General features: G+C 63.8%; 22 protein-coding genes. 13 read left to right on the forward strand and 9 right to left on the reverse strand.

Annotated features, from left to right (window positions below):
- The first annotated feature begins 125 nt into the window (after positions 1 to 125).
- Positions 126 to 851, forward strand: coding sequence for an SDR family NAD(P)-dependent oxidoreductase (locus tag ACR0EZ_RS07485; RefSeq protein ID WP_480612027.1), 726 nt, complete (start codon positions 126 to 128; stop codon positions 849 to 851).
- A 17-nt stretch (positions 852 to 868) separates the two neighbouring features.
- Here the strand turns inward: ACR0EZ_RS07485 and ACR0EZ_RS07490 are convergent, their stop codons facing one another.
- Positions 869 to 2521, reverse strand: coding sequence for a DUF6504 family protein (locus tag ACR0EZ_RS07490; protein WP_480612028.1), 1653 nt, complete (start codon positions 2519 to 2521; stop codon positions 869 to 871).
- Positions 2522 to 2583: 62 nt separating this feature from the next.
- Positions 2584 to 2874: an I78 family peptidase inhibitor gene (locus ACR0EZ_RS07495; RefSeq protein WP_480612029.1), complete on the reverse strand. Its 291-nt coding sequence runs from the start codon at positions 2872 to 2874 to the stop codon at positions 2584 to 2586.
- Between the two features lie 130 nt (positions 2875 to 3004).
- On the opposite strand from ACR0EZ_RS07495, the gene ACR0EZ_RS07500 reads away from it, so the two are divergent.
- The gene (locus ACR0EZ_RS07500; RefSeq protein ID WP_480612030.1) at positions 3005 to 4117 is read left to right on the forward strand and encodes an S-(hydroxymethyl)glutathione dehydrogenase/class III alcohol dehydrogenase; all 1113 of its coding nucleotides are present in this window, start codon (positions 3005 to 3007) and stop codon (positions 4115 to 4117) included.
- Positions 4118 to 4168: 51 nt separating this feature from the next.
- On the opposite strand, the gene ACR0EZ_RS07505 is transcribed toward ACR0EZ_RS07500, so the two are convergent.
- The 3 genes from ACR0EZ_RS07505 to ACR0EZ_RS07515 all read right to left on the reverse strand — a co-directional run bounded on the left by ACR0EZ_RS07505 (position 4169) and on the right by ACR0EZ_RS07515 (position 8623).
- Positions 4169 to 5104 carry a DMT family transporter gene (locus tag ACR0EZ_RS07505; RefSeq protein ID WP_480612031.1) on the reverse strand — a complete coding sequence of 312 codons (936 nt, stop codon included), beginning with the start codon at positions 5102 to 5104 and terminating at the stop codon, positions 4169 to 4171.
- Positions 5105 to 5241: 137 nt separating this feature from the next.
- A complete protein-coding gene (locus ACR0EZ_RS07510) occupies positions 5242 to 5655 on the reverse strand; it encodes a group III truncated hemoglobin (RefSeq protein WP_480612032.1) in 414 nt (137 codons plus the stop codon).
- Between the two features lie 49 nt (positions 5656 to 5704).
- Positions 5705 to 8623 (reverse strand): error-prone DNA polymerase, encoded by a 2919-nt coding sequence (locus ACR0EZ_RS07515; RefSeq protein ID WP_480612033.1) that lies wholly within the window; start codon positions 8621 to 8623, stop codon positions 5705 to 5707.
- A gap of 120 nt (positions 8624 to 8743) precedes the next feature.
- On the opposite strand from ACR0EZ_RS07515, the gene ACR0EZ_RS07520 reads away from it, so the two are divergent.
- Positions 8744 to 9211 carry a DUF1203 domain-containing protein gene (locus ACR0EZ_RS07520; protein WP_480612034.1) on the forward strand — a complete coding sequence of 156 codons (468 nt, stop codon included), beginning with the start codon at positions 8744 to 8746 and terminating at the stop codon, positions 9209 to 9211.
- Here the strand turns inward: ACR0EZ_RS07520 and ACR0EZ_RS07525 are convergent.
- Complete coding sequence (locus tag ACR0EZ_RS07525; protein WP_480612398.1) at positions 9208 to 10200, reverse strand: ABC transporter ATP-binding protein; 993 nt, start codon at positions 10198 to 10200, stop codon at positions 9208 to 9210. The genes ACR0EZ_RS07520 and ACR0EZ_RS07525 overlap by 4 nt on opposite strands.
- Before the next feature lie 87 nt (positions 10201 to 10287).
- On the opposite strand from ACR0EZ_RS07525, the gene ACR0EZ_RS07530 reads away from it, so the two are divergent.
- From ACR0EZ_RS07530 to polA, 5 genes are all read left to right on the forward strand, one after another.
- Entirely contained in the window at positions 10288 to 10467 is a 180-nt protein-coding gene (locus ACR0EZ_RS07530) for a zinc-finger domain-containing protein (RefSeq protein ID WP_480612400.1), read from the forward strand.
- A gap of 67 nt (positions 10468 to 10534) precedes the next feature.
- Positions 10535 to 11197, forward strand: coding sequence for a YrbL family protein (locus tag ACR0EZ_RS07535; RefSeq protein WP_480612035.1), 663 nt, complete (start codon positions 10535 to 10537; stop codon positions 11195 to 11197).
- A gap of 81 nt (positions 11198 to 11278) precedes the next feature.
- Positions 11279 to 11749 (forward strand): hypothetical protein, encoded by a 471-nt coding sequence (locus ACR0EZ_RS07540; RefSeq protein WP_480612036.1) that lies wholly within the window; start codon positions 11279 to 11281, stop codon positions 11747 to 11749.
- 112 nt (positions 11750 to 11861) lie between these two features.
- Positions 11862 to 12185: an SH3 domain-containing protein gene (locus tag ACR0EZ_RS07545; RefSeq protein ID WP_480612037.1), complete on the forward strand. Its 324-nt coding sequence runs from the start codon at positions 11862 to 11864 to the stop codon at positions 12183 to 12185.
- Positions 12186 to 12287: 102 nt separating this feature from the next.
- Complete coding sequence (polA, locus tag ACR0EZ_RS07550) at positions 12288 to 15083, forward strand: DNA polymerase I (RefSeq protein WP_480612038.1); 2796 nt, start codon at positions 12288 to 12290, stop codon at positions 15081 to 15083.
- Between the two features lie 43 nt (positions 15084 to 15126).
- Here polA and ACR0EZ_RS07555 read toward each other — a convergent pair whose 3' ends face one another.
- Both ACR0EZ_RS07555 and ACR0EZ_RS07560 read right to left on the reverse strand, forming a co-directional pair.
- Positions 15127 to 15357 carry a DUF2798 domain-containing protein gene (locus ACR0EZ_RS07555; protein WP_480612039.1) on the reverse strand — a complete coding sequence of 77 codons (231 nt, stop codon included), beginning with the start codon at positions 15355 to 15357 and terminating at the stop codon, positions 15127 to 15129.
- Positions 15358 to 15419: 62 nt separating this feature from the next.
- The gene (locus ACR0EZ_RS07560; protein WP_480612040.1) at positions 15420 to 16175 is read right to left on the reverse strand and encodes a hydroxypyruvate isomerase family protein; all 756 of its coding nucleotides are present in this window, start codon (positions 16173 to 16175) and stop codon (positions 15420 to 15422) included.
- A 175-nt stretch (positions 16176 to 16350) separates the two neighbouring features.
- Between ACR0EZ_RS07560 and ACR0EZ_RS07565 the strand changes: the two genes are divergently transcribed.
- Positions 16351 to 17295, forward strand: coding sequence for a DMT family transporter (locus ACR0EZ_RS07565; protein ID WP_480612041.1), 945 nt, complete (start codon positions 16351 to 16353; stop codon positions 17293 to 17295).
- Here ACR0EZ_RS07565 and ACR0EZ_RS07570 read toward each other — a convergent pair.
- Positions 17281 to 17874, reverse strand: a complete 594-nt coding sequence (locus tag ACR0EZ_RS07570; protein WP_480612042.1) for a DUF1285 domain-containing protein — start codon at positions 17872 to 17874, stop codon at positions 17281 to 17283. The genes ACR0EZ_RS07565 and ACR0EZ_RS07570 overlap by 15 nt on opposite strands.
- 52 nt (positions 17875 to 17926) lie before the next feature.
- On the opposite strand from ACR0EZ_RS07570, the gene ACR0EZ_RS07575 reads away from it, so the two are divergent.
- The 4 genes from ACR0EZ_RS07575 to ACR0EZ_RS07590 are packed head-to-tail and all read left to right on the forward strand — an operon-like array spanning position 17927 to position 24604.
- Entirely contained in the window at positions 17927 to 18934 is a 1008-nt protein-coding gene (locus ACR0EZ_RS07575; protein WP_480612043.1) for an AAA family ATPase, read from the forward strand.
- Entirely contained in the window at positions 18931 to 19806 is an 876-nt protein-coding gene (locus tag ACR0EZ_RS07580) for a DUF58 domain-containing protein (protein WP_480612044.1), read from the forward strand. The genes ACR0EZ_RS07575 and ACR0EZ_RS07580 overlap by 4 nt, the downstream gene beginning before the upstream one ends.
- Complete coding sequence (locus ACR0EZ_RS07585; RefSeq protein ID WP_480612045.1) at positions 19803 to 22565, forward strand: DUF4159 domain-containing protein; 2763 nt, start codon at positions 19803 to 19805, stop codon at positions 22563 to 22565. Before ACR0EZ_RS07580 ends, ACR0EZ_RS07585 begins: the two co-directional genes overlap by 4 nt.
- Positions 22562 to 24604: a hypothetical protein gene (locus tag ACR0EZ_RS07590; protein WP_480612046.1), complete on the forward strand. Its 2043-nt coding sequence runs from the start codon at positions 22562 to 22564 to the stop codon at positions 24602 to 24604. Before ACR0EZ_RS07585 ends, ACR0EZ_RS07590 begins: the two co-directional genes overlap by 4 nt.
- Positions 24605 to 24661 lie beyond the last annotated feature (57 nt).

Consider the following 24661-nt stretch of genomic DNA (forward strand, 5'->3'; position numbering starts at 1 on the left):
GATTAGAAGTTTTTCGGCGTTGCACTATATTGTGACTTCGCGTCACGACCCGTTCATCGTTTCGGGGCGTGATCCAACGCAATTGCGGGGCCGTAAAACACTAAACAGATTGAAACGGTCGGATCATGAGCAGCTTTGACGGAAAAACCTATTGGATCATCGGCGCCAGCGAAGGGCTGGGCCGCGCTTTGGCGCAGGCGCTTGGCGCTCAGGGCGCGCGTCTGATCCTGTCTGCCCGCAATTCCGAGCGGCTGGCCGAGCTGTGTGCCGATTTGCCCGACGCCCGCGCCGTTCCCTTTGACGTCACCGACACAGAGGCGGTGCGCCGCGCCGTGGCCGAGGCCGGAGAGGTCGACGGGCTGGTCTACAATGCCGGCGCCTACGAGCCGATGCGGACGGCGGAGTGGGATGCGCAGGCCGTTCTGACCATGACCGACGTGAATTACACCGGCGCGCTGCGGGTTCTGGGGGAAACCGTGCCCGGATTTATCCGTGTGGGGCGGGGGGATATCACCCTGATCGGATCGCTGTCGGGGTATCACGGTCTGCCTGCGGCGGTTGGCTACGGGGCCAGCAAGGCGGCGCTGATCTCGCTGGCCGAGACCATGCGGCATGATCTTGCAGGCTCGGGCGTGACCGTGCGGATCGTCAATCCGGGCTTCATCAAGACCCGGCTGACCGAGAAGAATACGTTCAAGATGCCGATGCTGATGAGCGCCGAGGATGCGGCGGATCGGGTCGTCAGAGCCATGACGCGCCGCCGCTTTCGCACCGATTTCCCGGCCCCGTTTTCATGGGTGGTCCGGCTGATCGACTATCTGCCGGATTGGCTGGTCTATCGCGGAAAATAGACTCTGATAAGGGGCTTTCAGCCAAACTGCCCCTGACAGAACCAGCCCGCCGACATCGTGCCGCCATGGCCGTAGAACAGCCACAGCCGCTCGCCCTGTTCCGTCACCACCACCCAGTAATCGCGCACGCCGCTGCGCCAGTTGGGGTCGTCCAGCCACCATTCCGGCGCGATCCGTTCCGGCCCGGTGGCCTGCGCCAACTGCCAGTCGCGGCCGCGCCAGCGAAAGGCGCTGGGCACATCCGGACTTTCCGGGGCCATCACCGGTTCGGGCTGCCACATTTGCAAAGGCCGGGGGCGCGGCGGCGCAGGCCAGTCGCGCGCCGGTTCCGACCATGCCGCCGCCAGAACCTGCGCGGTCTTCTCGGGGATATGCGAGGCTGCGGGATGCCGCCGTGTGATCGCGTCCAGCCCGACCCGCGCGCCCAGCTTGGCTGTAAGGTCCTCGACGGCGGTGTTGCCTTCCAGCCGGTCCTGGACGGCCCGGCGGGCCTCGGCATGGCCGGCCATGGTGCGGGCGTGGATGGGCTCGGTCCGGATTGCTTCGAGCCGCAGCATGTCGATGCCGTAACCTGCGTCGATCTGATCGATTTTCATCTCTAACAAAGGGCGAATGCGGTGTTTGTCATAGGTCGGGCGGGCCAGACCGACCTCGATGACCTCAGCCGCCTGATCGGCGCGATGGGCCTCGAGCCGCAACACCCGCACGCCGCGGCTCTTTTCCTCGAGCCTGGCGCAGAGTGTCGGCAGCACCCGGTCGATGGCGGCCATCACATCCTCGACCAGACCGATCGGGTTGGGCAGGGTCATCCGCACCGCAAAGTGATGCGGCGGGCGGGCGGGTGAGACCGGTTCCGGCGCGCTGCCCATCGCCTGATCCAGCCGCAGCACCAATCCGCGTCCGAAGCGGCGCGCCAGCGACGCGCGCGGCTGGCCCAGCAGATCGCCGATCCGGCGCAGGCCCAGACGGTTCAGTTGGGTCACCACCTGATCCTCAAGCCGCAGCGCCGCGATGGGCAGCGGGCTGAGCGCGCCATAAGATTGCCCCGGCGCGGCGATCCGGGCACCGCCGCCCAGCGCCATCACCTGCGGCGCGGCCCCGCCCTTGGTCCAGTGCCGCCGCTTGGTGGCGCGGGCGCGGGTGGCGCGCGCCTCCTGGCTGATGGCGTCTCCGGTACGGTCCGAGGTCGCCTCTTGCCCCGCATAACGCGCCAGCGCCCAGGCGGCACCCAGCGTGTCGGCGATGCCCATCTGCACGCTCAGCCCCATATCGGCGCAGTCGGCCTCAATCACGTTCAGCAAGGCCTCTTCCCCGCCGAACAGATGCGCGCAGCCCGACAGATCGATGATCAGCCCGTCCGGCGCTTCTTCGGCGACCCAGGGGCTGAACTTGCCCACCCAGCGGCGCAGTGCGGTCAGAAACGCGGCCTCGGCCGGGGCGTTGCGGGGGCGGGTGACAAGCGCCGCGCACATGGCATGGGCGTCGCGCACCGGCTGGCCGACCCGCAGACCAGCGGCCTGGGCTTGCGCGTTCAGCGAGCTCACGACCTGCATGTTCGCCTGCTCGGCCACCACGGCCAACGGCCCGTCCTGCAGGCCCCGCGCGGCGCGGATCAGCCGTTCAGCCCCCAGACGGGGGAACCACAACGAGAGTATTCGGCGTTTGGGCATCGGGCAGACATCAAAATGTTCTCATTTTGTTCTTAAATGAGAATCAGCCCCCGAGTCCACGCCTAGCCGCAGGTCAGCCGCTCAATGATGCCGCTGCCATCCACGAACACATTCAGCCGGTCGATCCGGTAATCCTGCGTGGCAAGGTCATCCGGCCCCAGAACACGCGACCGCTCGGGGAGCGCTGCTTGAATGGTCGAAACCGGTTGACCGATGGAATTGGCAAAGGCCTCGCCTTCGCAAAAAGCCAGATCCACCGGGGCCGCTTCGGGCGCAAGGCGGGCGTCTTCGGGCGGCGGCGGTGCCTCGGAGCAGGCGGCCAGCAGGGCCAGCGCGGGAATAAAACGGTGCATTGGCGTTCCTCTTTCGGGCAATGTCGTTTCTGCAATATCAGATGTTTAGCCAATCTGTCACCAAAGCGCAGTTGAAAACGCCCGGCAATTGACGCAGGGTCGTGCAAAGCAAGACAGGGAGACAGTGAACATGCGTACCCGTGCCGCCGTCGCCGTTCAGGCGGGCAAACCTCTGGAAGTGATGGATGTAAACCTCGAAGGCCCCAAGGCGGGTGAGGTTCTGGTGGAGATCAAGGCCACCGGCATCTGCCACACCGATGAATTCACCCTGTCGGGCGCCGACCCCGAGGGCCTGTTTCCCTCGATTCTGGGCCATGAAGGCGCAGGCGTGGTGCTTGAGGTCGGGCCGGGTGTCACCAGCCTGAAACCCGGCGATCACGTGATCCCGCTTTACACGCCGGAATGCCGCGAGTGTGAATACTGTCTGCATCCCAAGACCAACCTGTGCCAGGCGATCCGTTCGACACAAGGTCAGGGGCTGATGCCCGACGGCACCTCGCGGTTTTCGACTTTGGATGGCGATCCGATCCTGCATTACATGGGCTGCTCGACCTTTTCGAACCACACGGTCCTGCCCGAGATTGCGCTGGCCAAGGTGCGCGAGGACGCGCCGTTCGACAAGATCTGCTACATCGGTTGCGGCGTCACCACCGGCATCGGCGCAGTGATCAACACCGCCAAGGTCGAGATCGGCAGCCGTGCCATCGTGTTCGGTCTGGGCGGTATCGGCCTGAACGTGATTCAGGGTCTGCGTCTGGCCGGGGCCGATCAGATCGTCGGCGTCGATCTGAACCCCTCGAAGGTCAATATGGCCACCGCCTTCGGCATGACCGATTTCGTCAATCCCAAAGAGGTCGAGGGCGATCTGGTGCCCTATCTGGTCGACCTGACCAAGGGCGGCGCGGATTATACATTCGACGCCACCGGCAACGTGGGCGTGATGCGCGATGCGCTGGAATCGGCCCACAAGGGCTGGGGCGAATCGATCATCATCGGCGTGGCACCCGCGGGGGCCGAAATCTCGACCCGTCCGTTCCAGCTGGTCACCGGCAGGTCATGGCGCGGCACCGCCTTTGGCGGCGCACGGGGCCGGACCGATGTGCCCAAGATCGTCGACTGGTACATGGAAGGCAAGATCGAGATCGACCCGATGATCACCCACACGATGGGTCTGGACGACATCAACCACGGGTTCGACCTGATGCATCGGGGCGAGAGCATCCGGTCTGTGGTCGTTTACTAAGGCTCTGAACCCTGAATTTTAGAGGACGGCGCGCTGATTGGCGCGCCGTATTTATTTTCCCGGTCGCGTCGCCCCCGTATCCGAACGGGGGGAGCGCACCCGCAGTACCGGCGTGTTGGCCGAGGCGTTTGCCCGGCTTTCGCGCCAGACCACGAACACACCCGAGGCGATGATGATGCTGGCTCCGACGGCGACCCAGCCGTCGGGTTTTTCGCCGAAAAAGATCATCCCGAACAGGGTGGCCCAGATGATCTGGCTGTATTGGCTGGGGGCCACGACTCCGGCGGGCGCGGCGCGGTAGGCCAGGATGATCAGGTGCTGCGCGATGACCGAGAACACGCCCACCAGCGCCATCATCGCCAGATGCGGCAGGGATGGCGGCAAATAGACCGCCGGTTGCGCCACACTCATGGTCGCGATGGCCAGCAGCATCGGGTAAAGGATCAGCACGGCGGAACGTTCCTCATTCCCGATCTTGCGCACCAGAACGGACCCGAAGGCACTGCAGAAAGCGGCTGTGAGCGCCGCGAGGTGGCCGAGGGTGATGTCCGTCGTGCCGGGGCGCAGGACGATCAGAACGCCGATCAGCCCAACACCCACGGCGGCCCAGCGTTGGACGCGCACGACCTCACCCAGAATCGGGATCGACAGGACGGTGACGATCAGGGGGAACGAGAACAGCAGCGAATAGACCTCGGCCAGAGGCAGCACCGAGAAGGCGTAGAACACGCAGACCATCGACGTCACCAGCAGGGCCGAGCGCAGCAGCACCAGCCACGGGTGACGCGGCAGGAAATTCCCGGTGGTCCGGTCGGTCAGGATTGTCACCGTCATCGGCACAAAGGAAAACAGTGTCGCGAAAAAGATGATCTGCATCACCGAATAGGTCCCGCCCAGTACCTTGATCAGCGCGTCATGGCTGGCAAAGACCGCGAATCCCAGAAACGCGAAACCAAGTCCCCGGAGGGTGGTGTTTTGAGTGCTCATCGATATGGCCTCGGGCGATGTCGGTGTGGTGGGTATGGGCCGACGCAGCGGCTGGCTTGCCCCTGAGTAACCCCATTTTGACAGGCCGCATAGCCCCTATTTTACCGCTAACATCGCAAAGCTGCTATGCCGCGCGGTCAACGCAGGATTGGCGGCGCATCCTTGGGCTGGCGGGCCGACTGCACGCCCGCCTTCATTCCCACCCCGATGCGCCGGGCCAGAGCGACCCAGGGGGTTGCGGTTTCCGGGGGCAGGGTCCGGGTCGCGACATCTTCGAACAGGTCCAGCCAATGGGCGAAGAATTCCGGCTTCACGTCGGGCCGTTCGATATGGACCCGCTGCGGATTGCCGTCATAGCTGCGTTCATACAGGATGGCGTTGCGCCAGAAGGCGGCGATCTTGTCCTCATGCGCGGGCCAGTCGTGGACGTGTTTGCTGAAGACCGGTCCCAGTACCTTGTCGTCCCGAACGCGGGCGTAAAAGGCGCGGACCTGCGCGTTGATTTGCTCGGGCGTGGCCGGGAAGCGCGGTGGCAGGGTGGGGCGGGTCATGTCTGTCTCGGATTCAGGCTCTGTTCAGGGCCAATATCCGGTTCAGCCGTCAGGCAACAGGCGTGGTTTTGTCGCGCGGCTCGGGTGTCAGGATATGCCGCAGCAAAGCCACCGGATGCGCCCGCAGGCTGAGGCGGGTGGCGACGTAATCCTCGACCACCTGTTCGCCCAGCGTCATCTGCGGCAGATGGGCTTCGGGCTCGTCCAGCGCCTCACCCTCAAGATCCTGCGAGAACAGCGGCAGAGGTTTGGCGGTGGCAATCGCCTTGGCCTGCCACAGTGCCTCGCGCCGGGTCAGATCGCAGGCGGCAAAGGCATCGGCTTCGGCCAGCCGTTCGATCACTGCAGGCCCCAGCCCTGCGCGGCGCCAAACGTCATCGACCTGATGGTAACCGTTGCCGCGCGCCGCCGTTAACCAACTGGCGTCTTCCTCGCTCAGCCCCTTGATCTGGCGGAAGCCCAGCCGCAGGGCCAGCCCGCCCCGCCCGTCGGGCTCCATCACATTGTCCCAGAAGCTGGCATTGATGCAGACCGGGCGCACCTGCACCCCGTGTTCGCGTGCATCCCGCACGATCTGGGCAGGCGCATAAAACCCCATCGGCTGTGAGTTCAGCAGCGCGCAGGCAAAAATCCCCGGATGGTGGCATTTGATCCAGGCCGAGGCATAGACCAGCAGCGCAAAGCTGGCCGCGTGGCTTTCGGGAAAACCGTAAGAGCCGAAGCCTTCGATCTGCGAGAAACAGCGCTCGGCAAAGTCATCCTTATAGCCGTTACGCTTCATGCCGCGCAAAAAGAGCGCGCGGAATTCGCTGACATTGCCATGCTTCTTGAAGGTCGCCAAGGATCGCCGCAGCCGGTCGGCCTGTTCCGGGGTGAAATCTGCGCCCACGATGGCGATCTGCATCGCCTGTTCCTGAAACAGCGGCACGCCCAGCGTCTTGCCCAGCACCTCACCCAGCGCGTCCGAGGGGAAGCTGACCTCCTCCTCTCCGTTCCGGCGGCGGATGTAAGGATGCACCATGTCGCCCTGAATCGGGCCGGGGCGGATGATGGCGACCTCGATCACCAGATCATAGAAGGTGCGCGGCTTCATCCGGGGCAGAAAGTTCATCTGTGCACGTGATTCCACCTGAAACACACCGATAGAGTCTGCCTTGCACAGCATGTCATAGACCACCGGGTCCTCGGGCGGCAGGGTCGCCAGCGTATAGCCGGTACGGTGGTGCTGCTGGATCAGGTCGAAGGCCTTGCGGATGCAGGTCAGCATCCCCAGGCTGAGCACATCGACCTTGAGAATGCTCAGGCTGTCGATGTCGTCCTTGTCCCAGCAGATGACCGTGCGGCCTTCCATCGTGGCGTTTTCGATGGGGACGAGTTCGTCCAGACGACCCTCGGTGATGATGAAACCGCCCACGTGCTGAGACAGATGACGGGGGAAGCCGTCGATCTCATAGACCAATGATAGAGTCTGTTTCAGGCGGCGATCCTCTGGGTCGAGGCCGATCTCGCGCATTCGGTGCGCCTCGAGCCCATCGGCTGAGAAGAAGCCCCAAAGCTGGGAACTGAGGCCCGCAATGGTGTCCTCGGTCAGGCCCATGGCGCGGCCCACTTCGCGGATGGCACGCTTGCCGCGGTAGTGGACGACCGTGGCGCAGAGGCCGGCGCGTTCACGGCCATAGCGGTCATAGATGTGCTGGATCACTTCTTCGCGCCGTTCATGTTCGAAGTCGACGTCGATATCGGGGGGCTCGTCGCGGGCTTCCGAGACGAAGCGTTCGAACACCATGGTGCCCAGTTCGGGGCTGACCTCGGTAATGCCGAGGCAGAAGCAGACCACCGAATTGGCCGCCGAGCCGCGCCCCTGACACAGGATATCGCGCGAGCGGGCAAATTTGACGATATCGCGGACGGTCAGGAAATAGGGTTCGTATTTCAGTTTGCCGATCAGCGCCAACTCATGCGCCAGCATCTTCCTGGCCTTTTCCGACGCCCCCGCCGGGTAACGCCAGTTCAACCCTTCATACGCCAGACGGTGCAGGCGTTCGGTCGGGGTTTCATCTTCGCTGCCCTCGTTGGGGTATTCGTAACGCAGTTCGTCCAGCGAGAAGCTGAGGTTTTTGCTGAGCGCGTGGGCGCGGGCAACAGCGCCCTCATGACCCTTGAAGATGCGCAGCATCTCACCCTCGGACCGCAGCCGCTGTTCGCCATTGGCCAGCGCGTCGCGGCCCAGCTCATCAACCTTGCGGCGCAGGCGGATGGCGGTCAGCACGTCGGCCAGCTTGCGGCGGGTGCCGTGATGCATCCTTGGCGTGGCGCTGGCGAGTGTGGGGATGCCGAGATGCTGTGATTCAGTCTCTAATTCGTGAAAATACGCGCTGTCGGCGCCGTCATACCGGGGGTGCATCACCAGATGCATCCGCCCACCAAAGCGGCGCGTCAGCTGTTGCGCCTGTGTCCGCCAAGGGCTCCGCCCGTCTTTGGATCGATCCGTCTGTGGCCAGAGCAGCAGGTGGAGACCGTCGGAAAACTCCATCAGGTCGGACAGGTGCAGGATGCAGTCGCCTTTCTCGGCGCGCAGGCGGCCCTTGGACAGAATGCGGCACAGGTTGCCCCAGCCCCGCCGGTTCAGGGGCAGGGCGGTGACGGTGGGTGCATCGGTAAAGATCAGCCGCGCCGCCGGGATCAGGCGGGGCACCGCGTGGATTGGATACGAGGGCGGCTTGGCGATGTGATCGGGGCAGGGCGGGCCGATGGGGATATGCTGCGCCTCCCACTCCAGCCGTTCGCGCACCTTGCGGGCGATCTCGCGCGCTTGGGTGTGGGCGCGCACGATGCCCGCGACCGAGTTGTCATCGGCAATCGCGATGGCGGGCAGGCCCAGGGTGACGGCGCGCTCCATATATTCCTCGGGGTGCGAGGCCCCGGTGAGAAAGGTGAAGTTCGACGTGATCGACAGTTCGGCATACATGACGATTCCCCATTATATTCACGTTTTGTTCTTTTTCGAGTCCTTTGCGCCATTGCGCAGGAAACGGGTCGCCGGGGCGCAGGGCGACGGGCATGGTCAGGGCAGAGAAGGAGGCACAACATGCACAGAATTTCCGCCCTGCCCACCGATCAGGTTCAGGCGTATCGCGACGGTGCGCCGGATGGCTATGGCAATCCGCCCGAGCGGGCCATATCGAACGGGCAAGGCAACCCCTGCCGCCATTGCCTGACCTATATTCCGGAAGGACAGGAGATGCTGGTGCTGGCCCATCGGCCGTTTCCGGAAACGCAGCCATTTGCCGAAACAGGGCCGATTTACCTGTGTGCAGAGCCTTGTCAGCGATACGAGGACCCTGCGGACCTGCCCGAGGCGCTGACCGATTCACCGAACTACCTGATCAAGGGATACGGGCCGGATGACCGGATCGTATACGGCACCGGGATCATCACGCCGCAGGCGCAACTGCACGAGGCGGCCGAAGATATCTTTGCCCGCGCTGACGTGGCCTATATCCACATCCGCTCGGCGCTCAACAACTGCTATCACGCCCGGATCGATAGGGGTTAGAGCCTGACCCGATGCATCCCCCGGCGCGGCTGATCCTGATCATCCGCCGGCGGAGCGTCCTGGCGCGAGGAGGTCAGCGCGAGGAACACATCCTCGAGGTCGGCCTCTTCGGTGCGCACATCGCGGATGCGGATGCCCACGGCGCGGACGGATTCCAGAACCTGTTCGGCACTGGTCTGGGTGCTGCGATAGTGCAGCACAAGGCTGCCATCGTCGCGCAGGCTGGCCTCGACATCCGGCGTCACGGGCAGATCGGTCACGGGCGCGTCGGGGACAATCACCATGGTGCGGCTGTCCATGCGGCCCAGCAGGTTGGCGGTGCTGTCCTGCGCGATCTTTTCGCCGTGGTTGATGATGGCGATCTGGTCACACATCTCCTGCGCTTCTTCCAGATAATGGGTGGTCAGGATGATGGTCATGCCCTGTTCATTCAGCTTTCGCACATTGGCCCAGAGCATCTGCCGCAACTCGATATCCACGCCCGCTGTCGGTTCGTCCAGCACCAGCACCTTGGGATGATGCACCAGCGCCTTGGCCAGCAGCAGACGCCGCCGCATCCCGCCGGACAGGGTGCGGGCATAGGCCTCGGCCTTGTCGCTCAGGCCCACCAGTTCCAGAATCTCATCGCTGCGGCGCTGCGATTTGGGCACGCCGTAAAGCCCGGCCTGAACTTCGAGCGCGCCGCGCGGGGTGAAAAACGGGTCTAGGTTCAGTTCCTGCGGCATCACGCCGATGGCGGCACGCGACTGACGCGGGTGCTGGTCCTGATCGAAGCCCCAGATCGACACGGAACCCGATGACTTCACCACCAGACCGGCCAGAATGTTGATCAGGGTCGATTTCCCGGCCCCGTTCGGCCCCAGCAGCCCAAAGACCGATCCGCGCGGTACGGTCAGATCGATGCCCTTCAGCGCCTGTTTCTCGGGCTGGCTCCTGCTGCCGCGATAGGTCTTGCGCAGCCCCTCGATCCTGATTGCCGCATCGCTCATGTGGCTCTTGCCCCCGGTTTGCTCATCGCTCATAAACGCACCTATTACATGCCCCCGAGGCCGACAACCGAAGAAGGACTGCCAGCCGTGACCATCGAAACGCCGGAAACCAGGATCGTCGAAACCACCCGTGTCGCCTGTGACGGTGGCGAAGGTGCGCTGGGCCATCCGCGCGTGTGGCTGCAGATCCCCGAGGATACCGGCTGGGTCGAATGCCCCTATTGCGACTGCAAATACGTTCTGAAGGGCACCGAGGCGCAAAGTTGACCGCAGAGATTATCGGGCCTGTCCGGACCCGAATAGGCGCTTCTATTTGAAACAGGACGGAGGCAGGATGCCATTTGCAACAGAGCTTCTGCAGCTTTCGGATCAGGACCTGCTTGCAACAGGTGGCCATAGAAACGTCTATGCCTGTCCGGGTCAGCCAGAGCTTTTGATCAAGGTCACGCGGCCTCGTACGCGGCCGAACCGATCCCTCACCAAGCGGCTGATCCGGCGGCTTCTTCCGGATTCGATGTTCCGCAATGCCCTGAAAGAGATCGAATGCGAGTTGAAATCGGCGCTGAAAATCGGCGCTGACATCGCGCAATTGCCCTTGGCGCGGTCTTTTGGCGTGGTGCAGACCGATGTCGGGCCGGGTTTGGTAGTGGAGCGGATACAATCCGATGACGGGCAGCTTGCTGACCATCTTGCGGCGTTGTGCGAGCAGGGTGGGCTGGGCGATGACGTTCTGGCAGACCTCAACGGCTTTGTAGAAAAACTGTTTCAGCTGCAGATCGTCGGGCGCGATATACACGAGACCAATATCGTCTACGGGCGTCGCGGCCAGACCCGGATGTTTTTTCTGATCGACGGGTACGGCGAACGCAATCTGGTGCCCCTGCGCACGCTCAGCCGCAGGCTGAATGACCGGTCTCTGAACAAACAGATGCAGCGTATTGCCGAAAAGACGGGGCTGCTTTGGGACAACACGCATCGGATGTTCAGCACCGCCTGAGCGCCTTGGGAAAGGCCGCCTCGCGTTGCCTCAGTCTCGCCCCGTTTCGATGATATCCGGGCGGCGGAACGAGAGGCTGAGATGACGGACGCAACAGCAACACATATCAACAGCCCGGTATTCGGGTGGATCGGGTTTTGTGCCGGGGTCGCGGCGCTGTTGGCCGCGCTGTTTGTGTTCTGGGCCGGACCTTTTGCGCCGCAGCAATCCACCGGCGTGTCGTTGGGCGAGCTTGCCGCCGAGATCGGGAAATCCACCCTGCGCGCAGCGGCGGGTCTGGAACAGCCCGCGCCGGTTGCGCCCACGCGGGATCTGGACGACTTCCTGCAGATTGGGGTCGCCATGCTGGGGGGCGCGGCCATTGTCCTGTCCGTGATCGGTCTGCTGCGCCACGAACAGATGCGCCCGGCGATTGCGGGCATCGTGATCGGTTTGGGCGCGATCCTGTTCCAGTTCTTCGCAATGGCCTTTTTCGCGCTTTTGGGTGTGTTGGTGATCATGGCTCTGCTGCACAGTTTTTCCGATTTTTTCTCGGGCCTGTTCGGCGGCTAGCGCCCGTGCTTTGGGCGCACCGGCCCGATCTTTCATCCTGTAGACCCGGGGGCGGGTCATCGGTTAGGGTCCTGCTACGCGATTTTAAACGGTGATTTTGGAGACAAGTGTAATGAAGCGATTTCTTAGCGCGGCCTTTGGCGTTTTTCTGGCAACAGCAGCTTACTCTCAGCAGATCGTTCCGCCCACCGGCCCGGTCATCACCGATACCGGCTGTCTGGTCACGGGGCTGAACCCCAATGGCGACGGGTTTTTGGCGCTCAGAACCGGGCCAGGGTCGAGCTACCAGCAGATCGGCAGCCTCCGCAACGGCGACGCGGCCTATATCCGGGCCTGCAATGGCAAATGGTGCTACGTGGAAAACGGCGCAATCAACAATGTTGAATCGGTGTTCCGGGGCTGGATTCACACCGGCTGGTGCGAGTTCTATCCTTAAGGCCGCCGGAACGCGCGGCATGACCTGATCGGCGCGTTCTCCTACTGGTATCCATCTGCGTTCCATGGCAGGACGGATGGGCAAACACAGGGGAGCGCGCGCATGAGCGAATTCGGAAAAGGCTGTCACCTGCATCTGATCGACGGATCGGCCTTTATCTTCAGGGCCTATCACGCCCTGCCCCCCCTGACGCGGAAATCCGATGGACTGCCGATCGGGGCGGTGTCGGGGTTCTGCAACATGCTGCAGAAATATGTCGAAGGAAACGCCGGGCCGGATGCGCCGACCCATGTGGCGGTGATCTTCGACAAGGGCTCGCACACGTTCCGCAACGATCTGTACGATCTGTACAAGGCCAACCGCGAGGCGATGCCCGAGGACCTGCGCCCGCAGATGCCCCTGACCCGCGAGGCGACCAAGGCCTTCAACATCGCCTGCAAAGAGCTTGAGGGGTACGAGGCTGACGACATCATCGCTACGCTGGCGGTTCAGGCGCGCGATGCCGGGGGCCGCGTGACCATCGTGAGTTCCGACAAGGACCTGATGCAACTGGTCGGCGACGGTGTCGAGATGCTGGACGCGATGAAGAACAAGCGCATCGACCGCGATGGGGTGGTCGAGAAATTTGGCGTTGGGCCGGAACGGGTGGTCGATGTGCAGGCGCTGGCCGGGGATTCGGTAGACAACGTCCCGGGCGCGCCGGGGATCGGGATCAAGACCGCCGCCTTGCTGATCAATGAATATGGCGATCTGGAAACCCTGCTGGACCGCGCCGAAGAGATCAAGCAGCCCAAGCGCCGCCAGACCCTGATCGAAAAGCGCGACCAGATCGAATTGTCGAAGAAGCTGGTGCAACTGGACGAGCAGACGCCGCTGGATTTCACGCTGGACGATCTTGAGGTGCGCGACCCCGAGCCCGAAACCCTGCTGGGGTTCCTCGCCGAGATGGAGTTCCGCACCCTGACCAAGCGGATTGCCGACAAGCTGGGGGCCGAGGCTCCGGTAATTGCCGATGCGCCCGCGCCGGTGGATGAGCCGCAGGCCGAGGATATTCTGTTTGACGCGGGGAAACACGACTGCGTGCGGGATGCGGCTGCGCTGCAGAAATGGATCGATCAGGCCTATGAACGCGGCTGGATCGCGGTGGATACCGAAACCACTGGTCTGAACGAAATGATTGCCGATCTGGTGGGCATCTCGCTTTGTGTCGAGGCGGGGGAGGCCTGCTATATCCCGCTGACCCACCGCGAAAGCGCGACGGATGATCTGTTCGGCTCGGATGCGCTGGCCGAGGGGCAGATGCCGATGGATGAGGCTCTGACCCTGCTCAAGCCGATGTTTCAGGACCCGTCGATCCTGAAGATCGGGCAGAACATGAAATATGACGCAAAGATTTTCGCGCGCTATGGCATCGACGTGACCCCCATCGACGACACGATGCTGATGTCCTACGCGATGCATGGGGGAGAGCATGGGCATGGGATGGATACGCTGTCGGAACGCTATCTGAACCACTCACCGATCCCGATCAAACCGCTGCTGGGTTCGGGCAAGTCGGCGATCACCTTCGACAAGGTGCCGATTGATGAGGCCACCGCCTATGCCGCCGAGGATGCGGATATCACGCTGCGGCTGTGGAAACTGTTCAAGCCGCAATTGCATCAGGTGCAGGTGACGACGGTGTATGAGACACTCGAACGCCCGCTGGTGCCGGTTCTGGCCGAGATGGAAATGCACGGCATCAAGGTCGACCGCGACGTTCTCAGCCGCATGTCCAACGCCTTTGCCCAGAAAATGGCAGGCTTAGAGGCTGAAATCCACGAACTGGCCGGTGAGAACTTCAATGTCGGCTCGCCCGCGCAGCTGGGAGAGATCCTGTTCGACAAGATGGGTCTGGAAGGCGGCAAGAAGGGCAAGACCGGGAAATATTCCACCGGGGCGGATATCCTTGAGGATCTGGCGACCGAGCATGAATTGCCCCGCCGGGTGCTGGACTGGCGGCAGCTATCCAAGCTGAAATCGACCTACACCGACGCGCTGCAGACCCATATCAACCCCGATACGGGGCGGGTGCATACGTCTTATTCGATCACCGGGGCCAACACGGGCCGTCTGGCCTCGACCGATCCGAACCTGCAGAACATCCCGGTGCGCACCGAGGAAGGACGCCGTATTCGCGAGGCGTTCATTGCCGAGCCGGGGAACGTGCTGGTCAGCCTCGACTACAGCCAGATCGAACTGCGGATTCTGGCCCATATCGCGGATATTTCGGCTCTGAAACAGGCGTTTTCCGATGGGTTGGACATTCACGCCATGACCGCGTCCGAGATGTTCGACGTACCGCTTGACGAAATGACGCCGGATATCCGCCGTCAAGCCAAGGCGATAAACTTCGGGGTGATCTACGGCATTTCAGGCTTTGGTCTGGCCCGCAACCTGCGCATTCCGCGGGCCGAGGCGCAGGGCTTCATCGACCGCTATTTCGAACGGTTCCCGGGCATTCGGCGGTACATGGACGACACGGTCGCCTTCGCCAAAGAGCATGGTTATGTCCAAACCCTGTTCGGGCGCAAAATCCACACGCCCGAGATCAATGCCAAAGGGCCCCATGCCGGGTTCTCGCGCCGGGCGGCGATCAATGCTCCGATTCAGGGCACGGCGGCGGATGTGATCCGGCGGGCGATGGTTCGGATGCCAGAGGCGATCAACGGGCTGCCTGCGAAGATGCTGCTGCAGGTGCATGACGAATTGCTGTTCGAAGTGGCCGAGGATGCGGTGGATCAGGTGATCGGTGTGGCGCGCGACGTGATGGAGGGCGCATCCGATCCGGCGGTGAAGCTGGATGTGAAGCTGAGCGTCGATGCCGGCCAGGGCGCAAACTGGGCCGAGGCGCACTAGGCGGCGCTGCTCATCAGGCCCGGCGGGCCCTCTTCACAGCGGGTCAGTCCTGCGGTCTGACCATGCGGTTGACCAGCCGTTGCACCGTGGGCCCGAACAGAAGGATCACGATGAACGCGATGGGCCAGCAGAACGCCCAGGACGCCATCCAGTCCGCCAGGGTGGTGGGGCCAAAGCCGATGGCTTTCACCGTTGCGATGCCGGTCACGATACAGGACATCATACCAGACATGATCAGGCTGAACACGGCGCGGGCGTAACGGGCTGGGATCATAAAGCGCATCCTTCAGACAGGGACGTCTTCATCTGCGGGATTTTTGTCCAAAAGGCCATAGTTCAGGCGCGCATCCAGCCGAAACTGTCCGGGGTTCGGGCCGTTGACGGCGTGTATTCGGCGCTGACCCAGCCGGAATAGCCCGCATTTTCGAACGCAGAGAACAGCGAGGCAAAATCCGTTGGCCCACGACCGGGTTCGGATCGGTCCGGGGCGGCTCCGATCTGGGCGTGGACGACCCTTGGGTGGAAGCGGTGCCAGATATCCAGCGCGTCGCCGTGGATCATATGGGCGTGGAAGCTGTCATATTGCAGGCCGACATTGGGGCGGTCGACGCGGTCCAGAACCTGAACCGCCAGATCATAATCGTTCAGAAAGTAATCGGGCTGCGAAACCGGGTTGAGCGGTTCGATGGTGAACCGCTGCTGCGGTGCAAAATCAGCGGCCCATTGCAGGTTCTCGATGAAACAGGCCATGGCCTGCGGCCCCGAGGCATAGCCGGACATGATGTGGATCAGCTTTGGGCGCAGCACCCCGGCATAGCGCAGAACCCGGCGGATGTCGGACCGAAACCGATCCTCTCCGCCCGGAACTGCGGCGTAACCCGGCTGACCGCCGGTGTAATTCGGCGGCGGGGCGTTGATCAGAACCAGTTCGAGCCCGTTGGCCAGCAGCGCGCGGCGCGTTTCCTTGGCGGCCAGATCGTAGGGGAACAGAATCTCGACCGCTTCAAATCCGGCCTCGGCAGCGGCGGCAAAGCGGTCGAGATAGGGCAGCTCGGTAAAGAGCAGCGAAAGATTGGCGGCAAATCTGGGCATGAGCGGTCCCGGTCGTCTGGTGGCCGAAGCTTAGCGGGCAGGCCGGATTCAGGAAAGGGACTGAAAACGACAGATTGTCGAAAATCGGCCAGATCGCCTTTTGCGGATCGGACAGGATCGGGGCAATGCGGCGAATCATTTTAGCGACGCCGTGCCAACAAAAGGTTTGAACAGAATGGCCCTGAGCCCTGATCCCGTGCGCGGCAGCCCTGTTGCTGTGCCCTATGGACGCAGCCCCGCCCTGACCGGCAACGGTCTGGCGGTGGCGTCCATGCTGGCATGGGCGGCCGGGTTTCCGGCGGCCGAGGTCTTGCTGCAAACCTGGCCCCCGGTCGCGCTGCTGGCGGCGCGTCTTGCCTTAGCGGTTGTGATTTTGGTGCCGCTTTGGCTGCTGATCGACGGTCCGACCCGGGTTCTGCGCGCGCGCTGGGGCCATGCGCTGTTCGTCGGGGGTATCGGCTTTGGAAACGGAATGTTCCTGCTGGTTCTGGCGCAAAAGCTGACCGATCCTGTCACGGTTGCCATCATCGCATCCTGCGCGCCGCTGGTGGCGACGCTGATGGAACTGATGACCCGCACCCGCCGGTTGCGGTGGAATTTTGCGCTGGGCGTTGTGGTTTCCATCGTCGGAGGTCTTATTGCCACCAGTGCCGTCGCACCTGCGCAGCTTGGCCTGGGGGCGGCCTGCGCGATTGCCTCGACAGTGTTGTTCTGCTGGGCCAGCATGGCCACCGCCCGCGATTTTCCGGAACTCAGCCAGGTTGGGCGCGCAACCATTACCTTCATCGGCGGCTTGGCCATGGCAGGCCTTCTGATCCTGGCGGCAAATCAGTTGGGTATGGACGTCATGCCCTCGGCGCCGGTCGATGCCCAGCAGATGGGCATGCTGGTGATCTATGCGCTGATCGCCATGTCGCTGAGCCAGGTTCTGTTCATCGCCTCCGTCGGCAAGCTGGGGGTGGCGCTGGCCTCGTTCCACATCAACGTGGCGCCGTTCTATGTGATGGTGATCATGGTGATGCTGGGGGATGAGTGGAACTGGACCCGAGCGCTGGGCGCGGCGATTGTGGCGCTGGCCGTGGTACTGGCGCAGGACCGGAAATCGTCACAGCCCGTTTAGCGCCTCGGCGGCAATCAGCGGAAAGAACTGTCCGCCCGACCAGACACCGAACCAGCCATCATGTTCGGTTCCGATATCGACAAGGCGGTAAAAGCTTTTGCGGTCGATGCGGGCCTCGAGGTTTGCGCGTATCAATATATAGGGCGCGGGCTCGTCTGTTTCGGGATGGGTTACAACGCGGATCGGGTGATCGGGCCCGGCATCGGCGGTATCGCCCACATGCGTCGTAAACGTCAGCGTCTGACCCTCACCGTCCCCGCTGCAATCGAAATCGACCGCCACAAAAGGCGCGTCTTCGACGGTGATTCCCACCTTTTCCACCGGCGTGACCAGAAAATACTTGCCGTCTTCTTTCTTAAGAATTGAGGAAAAAAGCTTCACCAACTCGAACCGGTTGATGGGCGAGCCTAAATAACTCCAGGTGCCATCTTTTGCGATCCGGATGTCCAGATCGCCGCAAAACGGAGGATTCCACAGGTGAACAGGGGGCAAACCCCGCGTTTTGGCAGCTTTGACTGATGCAGCCAGACCATCTGGCGAAGGTTTCACAGGTTTTTGTCCGCTCATTGCTTTTGCCATTTCCTCTCAGCGCGATACACTTCAAACATAATAGTCCACGGAAGGGAAAGTCATGACCGAACCCGCCGACCTCGTGTCCGAGATCGAAGCGCTGGAAAACAAGCTGCAAGAGGCCAAGTCCTCGATCACCCGCCGCTTTATCGGGCAGGAACGGGTTGTCGATCTGACCCTGACCGCGCTGTTGTGCGGCGGGCATGCCCTGCTGATCGGTCTGCCCGGTCTGGGCAAGACGCGGCTGGTCGAGACACTGTCGACGGTGATGGGGCTGCATGGCAACCGCATCCAGTTCACGCCTGACCTGATGCCCGCCGATATTCTGGGGTCCGAGGTTCTGGATACGGCTGACGATGGCAGCCGCCATTTCCGCTTCATTTCCGGCCCGATCTTCTGCCAGCTGCTGATGGCGGATGAAATCAACCGTGCCAGCCCCCGGACGCAATCGGCACTGCTGCAGGCGATGCAGGAACGCACTGTGACCGTGGCGGGCGAGGATCGCTCGCTGGGTGTGCCGTTTCACGTGCTGGCGACGCAGAACCCGATTGAACAGGAAGGCACCTATCCGCTGCCCGAGGCGCAGTTGGACCGCTTCCTGGTGCAGGTCGATGTGGAATACCCCGACCGCCAGACCGAGCGGGACATTCTGCTGGCCACGACTGGCGTCGAGGAAGAAGAGGCCCACCAGATTTTCACCAAAGAGGAATTGCTGGCCGCGCAGGTGCTGCTGCGGCGCATGCCGGTGGGTGAATCCGTGGTCGAACTGATCCTCGATCTGGTCCGCGCGTTCCGCCCGGAAGAGGCGGGTGTGTCCGAACGTGTCGCCGAAACCGTGGCCTGGGGCCCCGGCCCCCGCGCGGCGCAGGCGCTGATGATGACAGTGCGGGCCCGCGCGATGCTGCAGGGGCGGCTGGCCCCTAACGCCGAGGATGTGCTGGACATGGCACGCCCGGTGCTCAGCCACCGGATGGCGCTGAACTTTGCCGCGCGGGCGCGGGGCGACAGTCTGGCTGACCTGATCGAATCCACCGCTGCCGGTCTGATCCGCACTGAGGCTGCGGCGTGAATGCGGCGCTGACCCTTCGCGAAAGATCCGAGGCCGAGGCGTCACGGCTGCCGCCCCTGCTGGCGCGCGCCGAACATCTGGCGGGCACGGTGCTGCTGGGCGATCACGGGCGGCGGCGATCGGGGATGGGTGACGATTTCTGGCAATACCGCCCGGCCCAGATCGGCGACAGCCGCCGGATGATCGACCACCGCCGCTCGGCGCGCGGGGATCAGCAGTTTGTACGCGAACGCGAATGGCAGATTGCCCAATCCATCATGCTTTGGGTCGATCAGGGCGCGTCGATGCGCTTTGCGTCCGACAAATCCCTGCCGACCAAGGCCGATCGCGCCCGGTTGCTGGGGCTGGCCACCGCCATCCTGCTGGTGCGCGGCGGTGAACGCGTCGGTCTGACCGGCACGACCCTGCCGCCCCGGCGCGGCAACGCGCAGATCATCCGGCTGGCGCAGGCCTGGTCCGAAGATGAGCAGGCGGACTATTCCCCGCCCGAGCATCGCGCGATGATCCCACATGCACGGGCGGTGTTCATCTCGGATTTCCTCGGCCCGATGGATGAGGTCGAACTGGCGCTGACCAAGGCTGCCGACCGCGGCGTGCGCGGCGTGATCTTGCAGGTGCTGGACCCCAGAGAAGAAGACTTCCCCTATCGTGGGCGCACCATTTTCGAAAGCGTCGGTGGCACGCTGCGGCACGAAACCCTCAAGGCGGGGGAATTGCGCGAGCGGTATCTGGATCGCCTCGCCCAACGCAAAGACGCGCTGACCCAACTCTGCCGCGCCACGGGCTGGCGGTTGGGGCTGCACCACACCGGCGACAGTGCGCAGGCGGCCCTGTTGTGGCTCTACCATGCGCTGGACGGGGGAACGCGATGACGGTTCTGGCGGGCATCGGCTTTACCGCACCGTGGGTGCTGCTGGGTCTGCTGACCCTGCCGATCCTGTGGCTGATCCTGCGCGCGGTGCCGCCGGCACCGATCCGCAGGCTGTTCCCGGCGGTGACGCTGCTACTGGGGCTGAAAGACGACGAAAGTGTTTCCGACCGCACCCCGTGGTGGCTGTTGCTGCTGCGCATGCTGGCGGCGGCGGCGATCATCATCGGGCTGGCCGGGCCGGTCCTGAACCCTTCGCGCGATCGGACCGGATCGGGGCCGCTCTTGCTGGTGCTGGATGCCAGCTGGGCCGGGGCCACGCGCTGGTCGGCGACGCTGGATCAGATCGACGCGCAACTGACCGAGGCTGGCCGTGCTGGTCGCCCGGTCTCGATCCTGCGCCTGACCGAGCCGGAACCGCCGGTGTTTCAGTCGGCTGAGGCATGGCGCAGCCGCCTGCCGGGCCTGACCCCGAACCCGTGGCAACCGACCGAGGCGCAGGCCTCGCAAGTCCTGACCGTATTGGACGCGGTTGAGGGCGGGTTCGACACCCATTGGTTCAGCGACCGGCTGGGTTTCGACGGGCATGACCGGCTGGTCCGTGCCCTGCAATCGCGCGGGGACGTGACAGTGTACCGCGCGCCCTCATCCGCGCTGGCGGTGTTGCCCGCTGTCTATCAGGACGGGGTCATCCGGTTGACCGTTCTGCGCGCCGAACCGGGGCCGATGGATACCGTTACTATCTTGGCGCAGGGCCGCGACCCGGCAGGGACAGCCCGCGTGCTGCAATCGGCCGAGGTGAGTTTCGAAGCCGGCGCGACCGAGGCGCAGATCGACCTTGCCCTGCCCTCGGAACTGCGCGCCCGGATCACCCGGTTCGAGATCAGCGGCCAGCGCTCTGCCGGGGCGGTAACGCTGACCGATGACAGCTTGCGCCGGCGCGAAGTTGCGCTGATCGCTGGCACCCTGAACCGCGAAGGGCTGGAGCTGCTGTCGCCGCTGCACTACCTGACGCAGGTGTTGATCCCCACAGCCGATTTTGTCGAGGGCGGCTTGCTGGACGTGCTGCCCGCGAACCCCGACGTGATCGTCCTGTCCGATGTGGCGCAGATGTCCGACACCGAAGAGGCCGGGCTGATCGAATGGGTCGAACAGGGCGGTCTGCTGCTGCGCTTTGCCGGTCCGCGCATGGCCGCCAGCGATCTGGGCCGCGACGAAGAAGACACTTTGCTGCCCGCCCGTCTGCGCACCGGAGGCCGGACGGTGGGCGGCGCGATGAGCTGGGGGGAGGCCAAGACCCTTGCGCCCTTCCCCGAGACCTCTCCGTTCTATGGGTTGCAGATCCCGGATGATGTAGTGGTCTCGACGCAGGTCATGGCGCAACCAGACCCTAATCTGGCGGATCGGGTGATCGCGTCGCTGTCCGATGGCACCCCTCTGGTCACGCGCAAGGCGCTGGGGCTGGGGCAGGTGGTGTTGTTCCACGTCACGGCGGATGCGGAATGGTCCAGCCTGCCGCTGTCCGGGCTGTTTGTCGAAATGCTGGACCGGTTGGCGGTGGCCTCGGCTGCGAAATCCCGTCAGGTGGCGCAGTTGCAGGGCACCACGTGGGAGCCGGTTCAGATCATGGACGGGTTCGGCACATTGTCCGATGCGGGTAATCTGGCAGGGGTGGATGGTGTGCAGCTTCTGTCCGGCCAGCTTGGTCCCGATCTGCGTCCGGGTCTTTATGAAAGCGGCAAGCAGAAACTGGCGCTGAATGTTTTGGCCGAGGATGCGGTGCTGCAACCGGCGGTCTGGCCCTCGGACGTGCCGATCAAGGGGCAGGAGGTTACAACCGAAACGCCTTTGGGTGGCATCCTGCTGAGCCTTGCGCTGATCCTGCTGACGGTGGATGTGATTGCCTCGCTGGCCCTGTCCGGGCGGCTGGGTCTGGCGCGCGCAGCGGCGGTTGCGATGGGCGCAATGATGCTGGTGCCCGAGGCGCAGGCGCAAACCCCGGATGAGACCGATTTTGCACTGGCGGCAACGCATGAGCTGGTTCTGGCCCATGTGCTGACCGGCGATGCGCAGGTGGACGATATCGCGCAGGCCGGGCTGCGCGGGCTGGCGCAGACGCTGTTCTATCGCACCTCGGTCGAACCGGCCGAGCCCATCGGCGTCGATCTGGAGCGCGACGAGCTGGCGTTTTTCCCGCTGCTCTACTGGCCGATTACCCCGGATCAGCCGCAACCCTCGACCGAGGCTTATGCCAAGCTGAACGCCTATCTGCGCTCGGGCGGGATGATCCTATTCGACACGCGGGATGCGGATATCGCCGGGTTCGGCACATCAAGCCCCAATGGCCGCAAGCTGCAGCAATTGGCAGGCCCGCTGAATATCCCTGCATTAGAGCCGATTCCACGCGATCACGTGCTGACCCGTACCTTCTACCTGCTGCAGGATTTCCCGGGCCGTTACGCAGGCACCGAGGTCTGGGTCGAGGCTGCACCGATGGATGCGGAACAGATCGAAGGCATGCCGTTCCGCAACCTCAACGACAATGTGACGCCGGTGGTGATCGGCGGCAATGACTGGGCAGGGGCCTGGGCCGTGGACCGCAACGGGCAGGCGCTGCTGCCGGTCGGGCGCGGCTATGCGGGTGAACGCCAGCGCGAGCTGGCCAATCGGTTTGGGGTCAATCTGGTGATGCATGTGCTGACCGGGAATTACAAATCCGATCAGGTGCACGTGCCCGCCCTTCTGGACAGGTTGGGACAATGACAGGAACCGTCATCTTTGACCCGCTGATCCCGTGGCCCGTGCTGGCCATCGTGGCGGCCATTGCGGTTGCGGGCATCCTTCTGGCCCTGTGGCGCGGCTTGTCTGGCTGGGCTTTGCGGGGGCTGGCGGCTCTGGTCGTGATCGCGGCCCTCACTGGCCCGGTCTATCAGGTCGAAGACCGCGCGCCGCTGACCGATATCGTCCTGATGATCGAGGATGAAAGCGCCAGCCAGACCCTGGCCGACCGCGCTGATCAGACGGCTGAGGCCGCCGAGGCCTTGGCCGCCGAGATCGAATCCCGCGACAACACCGAACTGCGCCGCATAAGCATCGGCGACAGCGACGGGGATGAGGGCACGCAGGTCATGGCCGCGCTGAACGCCGCGCTGGCCGAGGAACCCCGCGCCCGCATCGCCGGTATCCTCGTGGTGTCGGACGGCATCGTGCATGACGTTGAACAGGCCCCCGACCTGCCCGCGCCGATGCACCTTTTGCAAACCGGGCGCGACAGCGACTGGGATCGCCGCCTGATCGTGCGCAACGCCCCGGCCTTTGCCATTATCGGCGAACCGGTGACCCTGACCCTGCGCGTCGAAGACAGCGGGGCCGCCCCTGCGGGGGCCACAACCGCGCCGCTGGAAATCTCGGTCGATGGGGGTGAACCGGACCAGTTCAACATCCCCATCGGGCTGGATGTCGAATTGCCGATCACGCTGCCCCATGGCGGGCGCAACGTCATTCAATTCTCGGTGCCGCAGGCCGAGGGCGAGTTGACCGACCGCAACAACACCGCCCTGATCCAGATGAACGGCGTGCGTGACCGGCTGCGGGTGCTGCTGGTCTCGGGCGAGCCGCATCCGGGCGGACGGACATGGCGCAACCTGCTGAAATCCGACAGCTCGGTTGATCTGGTGCATTTCACCATCCTGCGCCCGCCGGAAAAGCAGGACGGGGTGCCGGTGGATGAACTGTCGCTGATCGCATTCCCGACGCGCGAGTTGTTTCTGGAAAAGATCAATGATTTCGACCTGATCATCTTTGACCGCTACAAACGGCGCGGCATTCTGCCCGCGATCTATCTGGACAACGTCACCAATTACATCAACGACGGCGGGGCCGTGCTGATCGCCGCCGGTCCCGATTTCGCCACCGCCGACAGTATCTTCCGGTCGCCGCTGGCCCCGATCCTGCCGGCCCAACCCTCGGCCCGGGTGATCGAGGAACGCTATGTGCCGATGGTCAGCGATCTGGGCCATCGCCACCCGGTGACGACCAATCTGGGCGATTCCGAGGATTGGGGCGCGTGGCTGCGGCAGGTCGACGTAAAGCACCGCTCGGGCGAGGTGCTGATGACGGGTGTGGATGAACGCCCGCTGCTGGTTCTGGACCGTGTGGGCGAGGGGCGCGTTGCCATGCTGGCCTCGGACCATGCCTGGCTATGGAGCAGGGGCTTCGAAGGCGGCGGTCCGCAGCTGGAACTGCTGCGCCGTCTGGCCCACTGGATGATGAAAGAGCCCGAGCTGGAGGAAGAGGCGCTGTGGGCCGAAGCCAACGGCCAGTCCATGCGCATCATCCGCCAGACGCTCGAGGATGAGGTCGGGCCTGTCACCGTCACCCGCCCGAACGGCGAAACGCTTGAGGTGACGCTGGATGAGGTATCGCCGGGCCGGTTCGAGGCGCAGTATTTCGGCCCCGAGATCGGTCTCTACCGCCTGCAGGAGGGCGACCATATGGCGGTGATCGGCCTTGGTCCGGCCGCACCAAAGGAATTCGAGCGCACCATTGCGACCGGGGATGTTCTGGAACCGTTTCTGGCTTCGATGCGGGGTGGTGTCATTCGGCTGGAGGACGGGTTGCCCTCCATCCGCAACGTCCGCGCCGGGCGTCCCGCTGCGGGGCGCGGCTGGATCGGGCTGACGCCGCGCAACGCATACGAGACGCGCGATGTCACGCAGGCCGGGCTGTTGCCGCCCTGGCTGGTCCTGCTGCTGGCGGGGGGCTTCCTGCTGGGCGGCTGGCTGCGTGAGGGGCGTCGCTAGGGCGCTTTGCGTTTGATTTGAATCGAAATGCGCTGCCTCTCTCTTCGGTCGACCGCG

The organism is Ruegeria sp. AK4 (genome assembly GCF_056541025.1).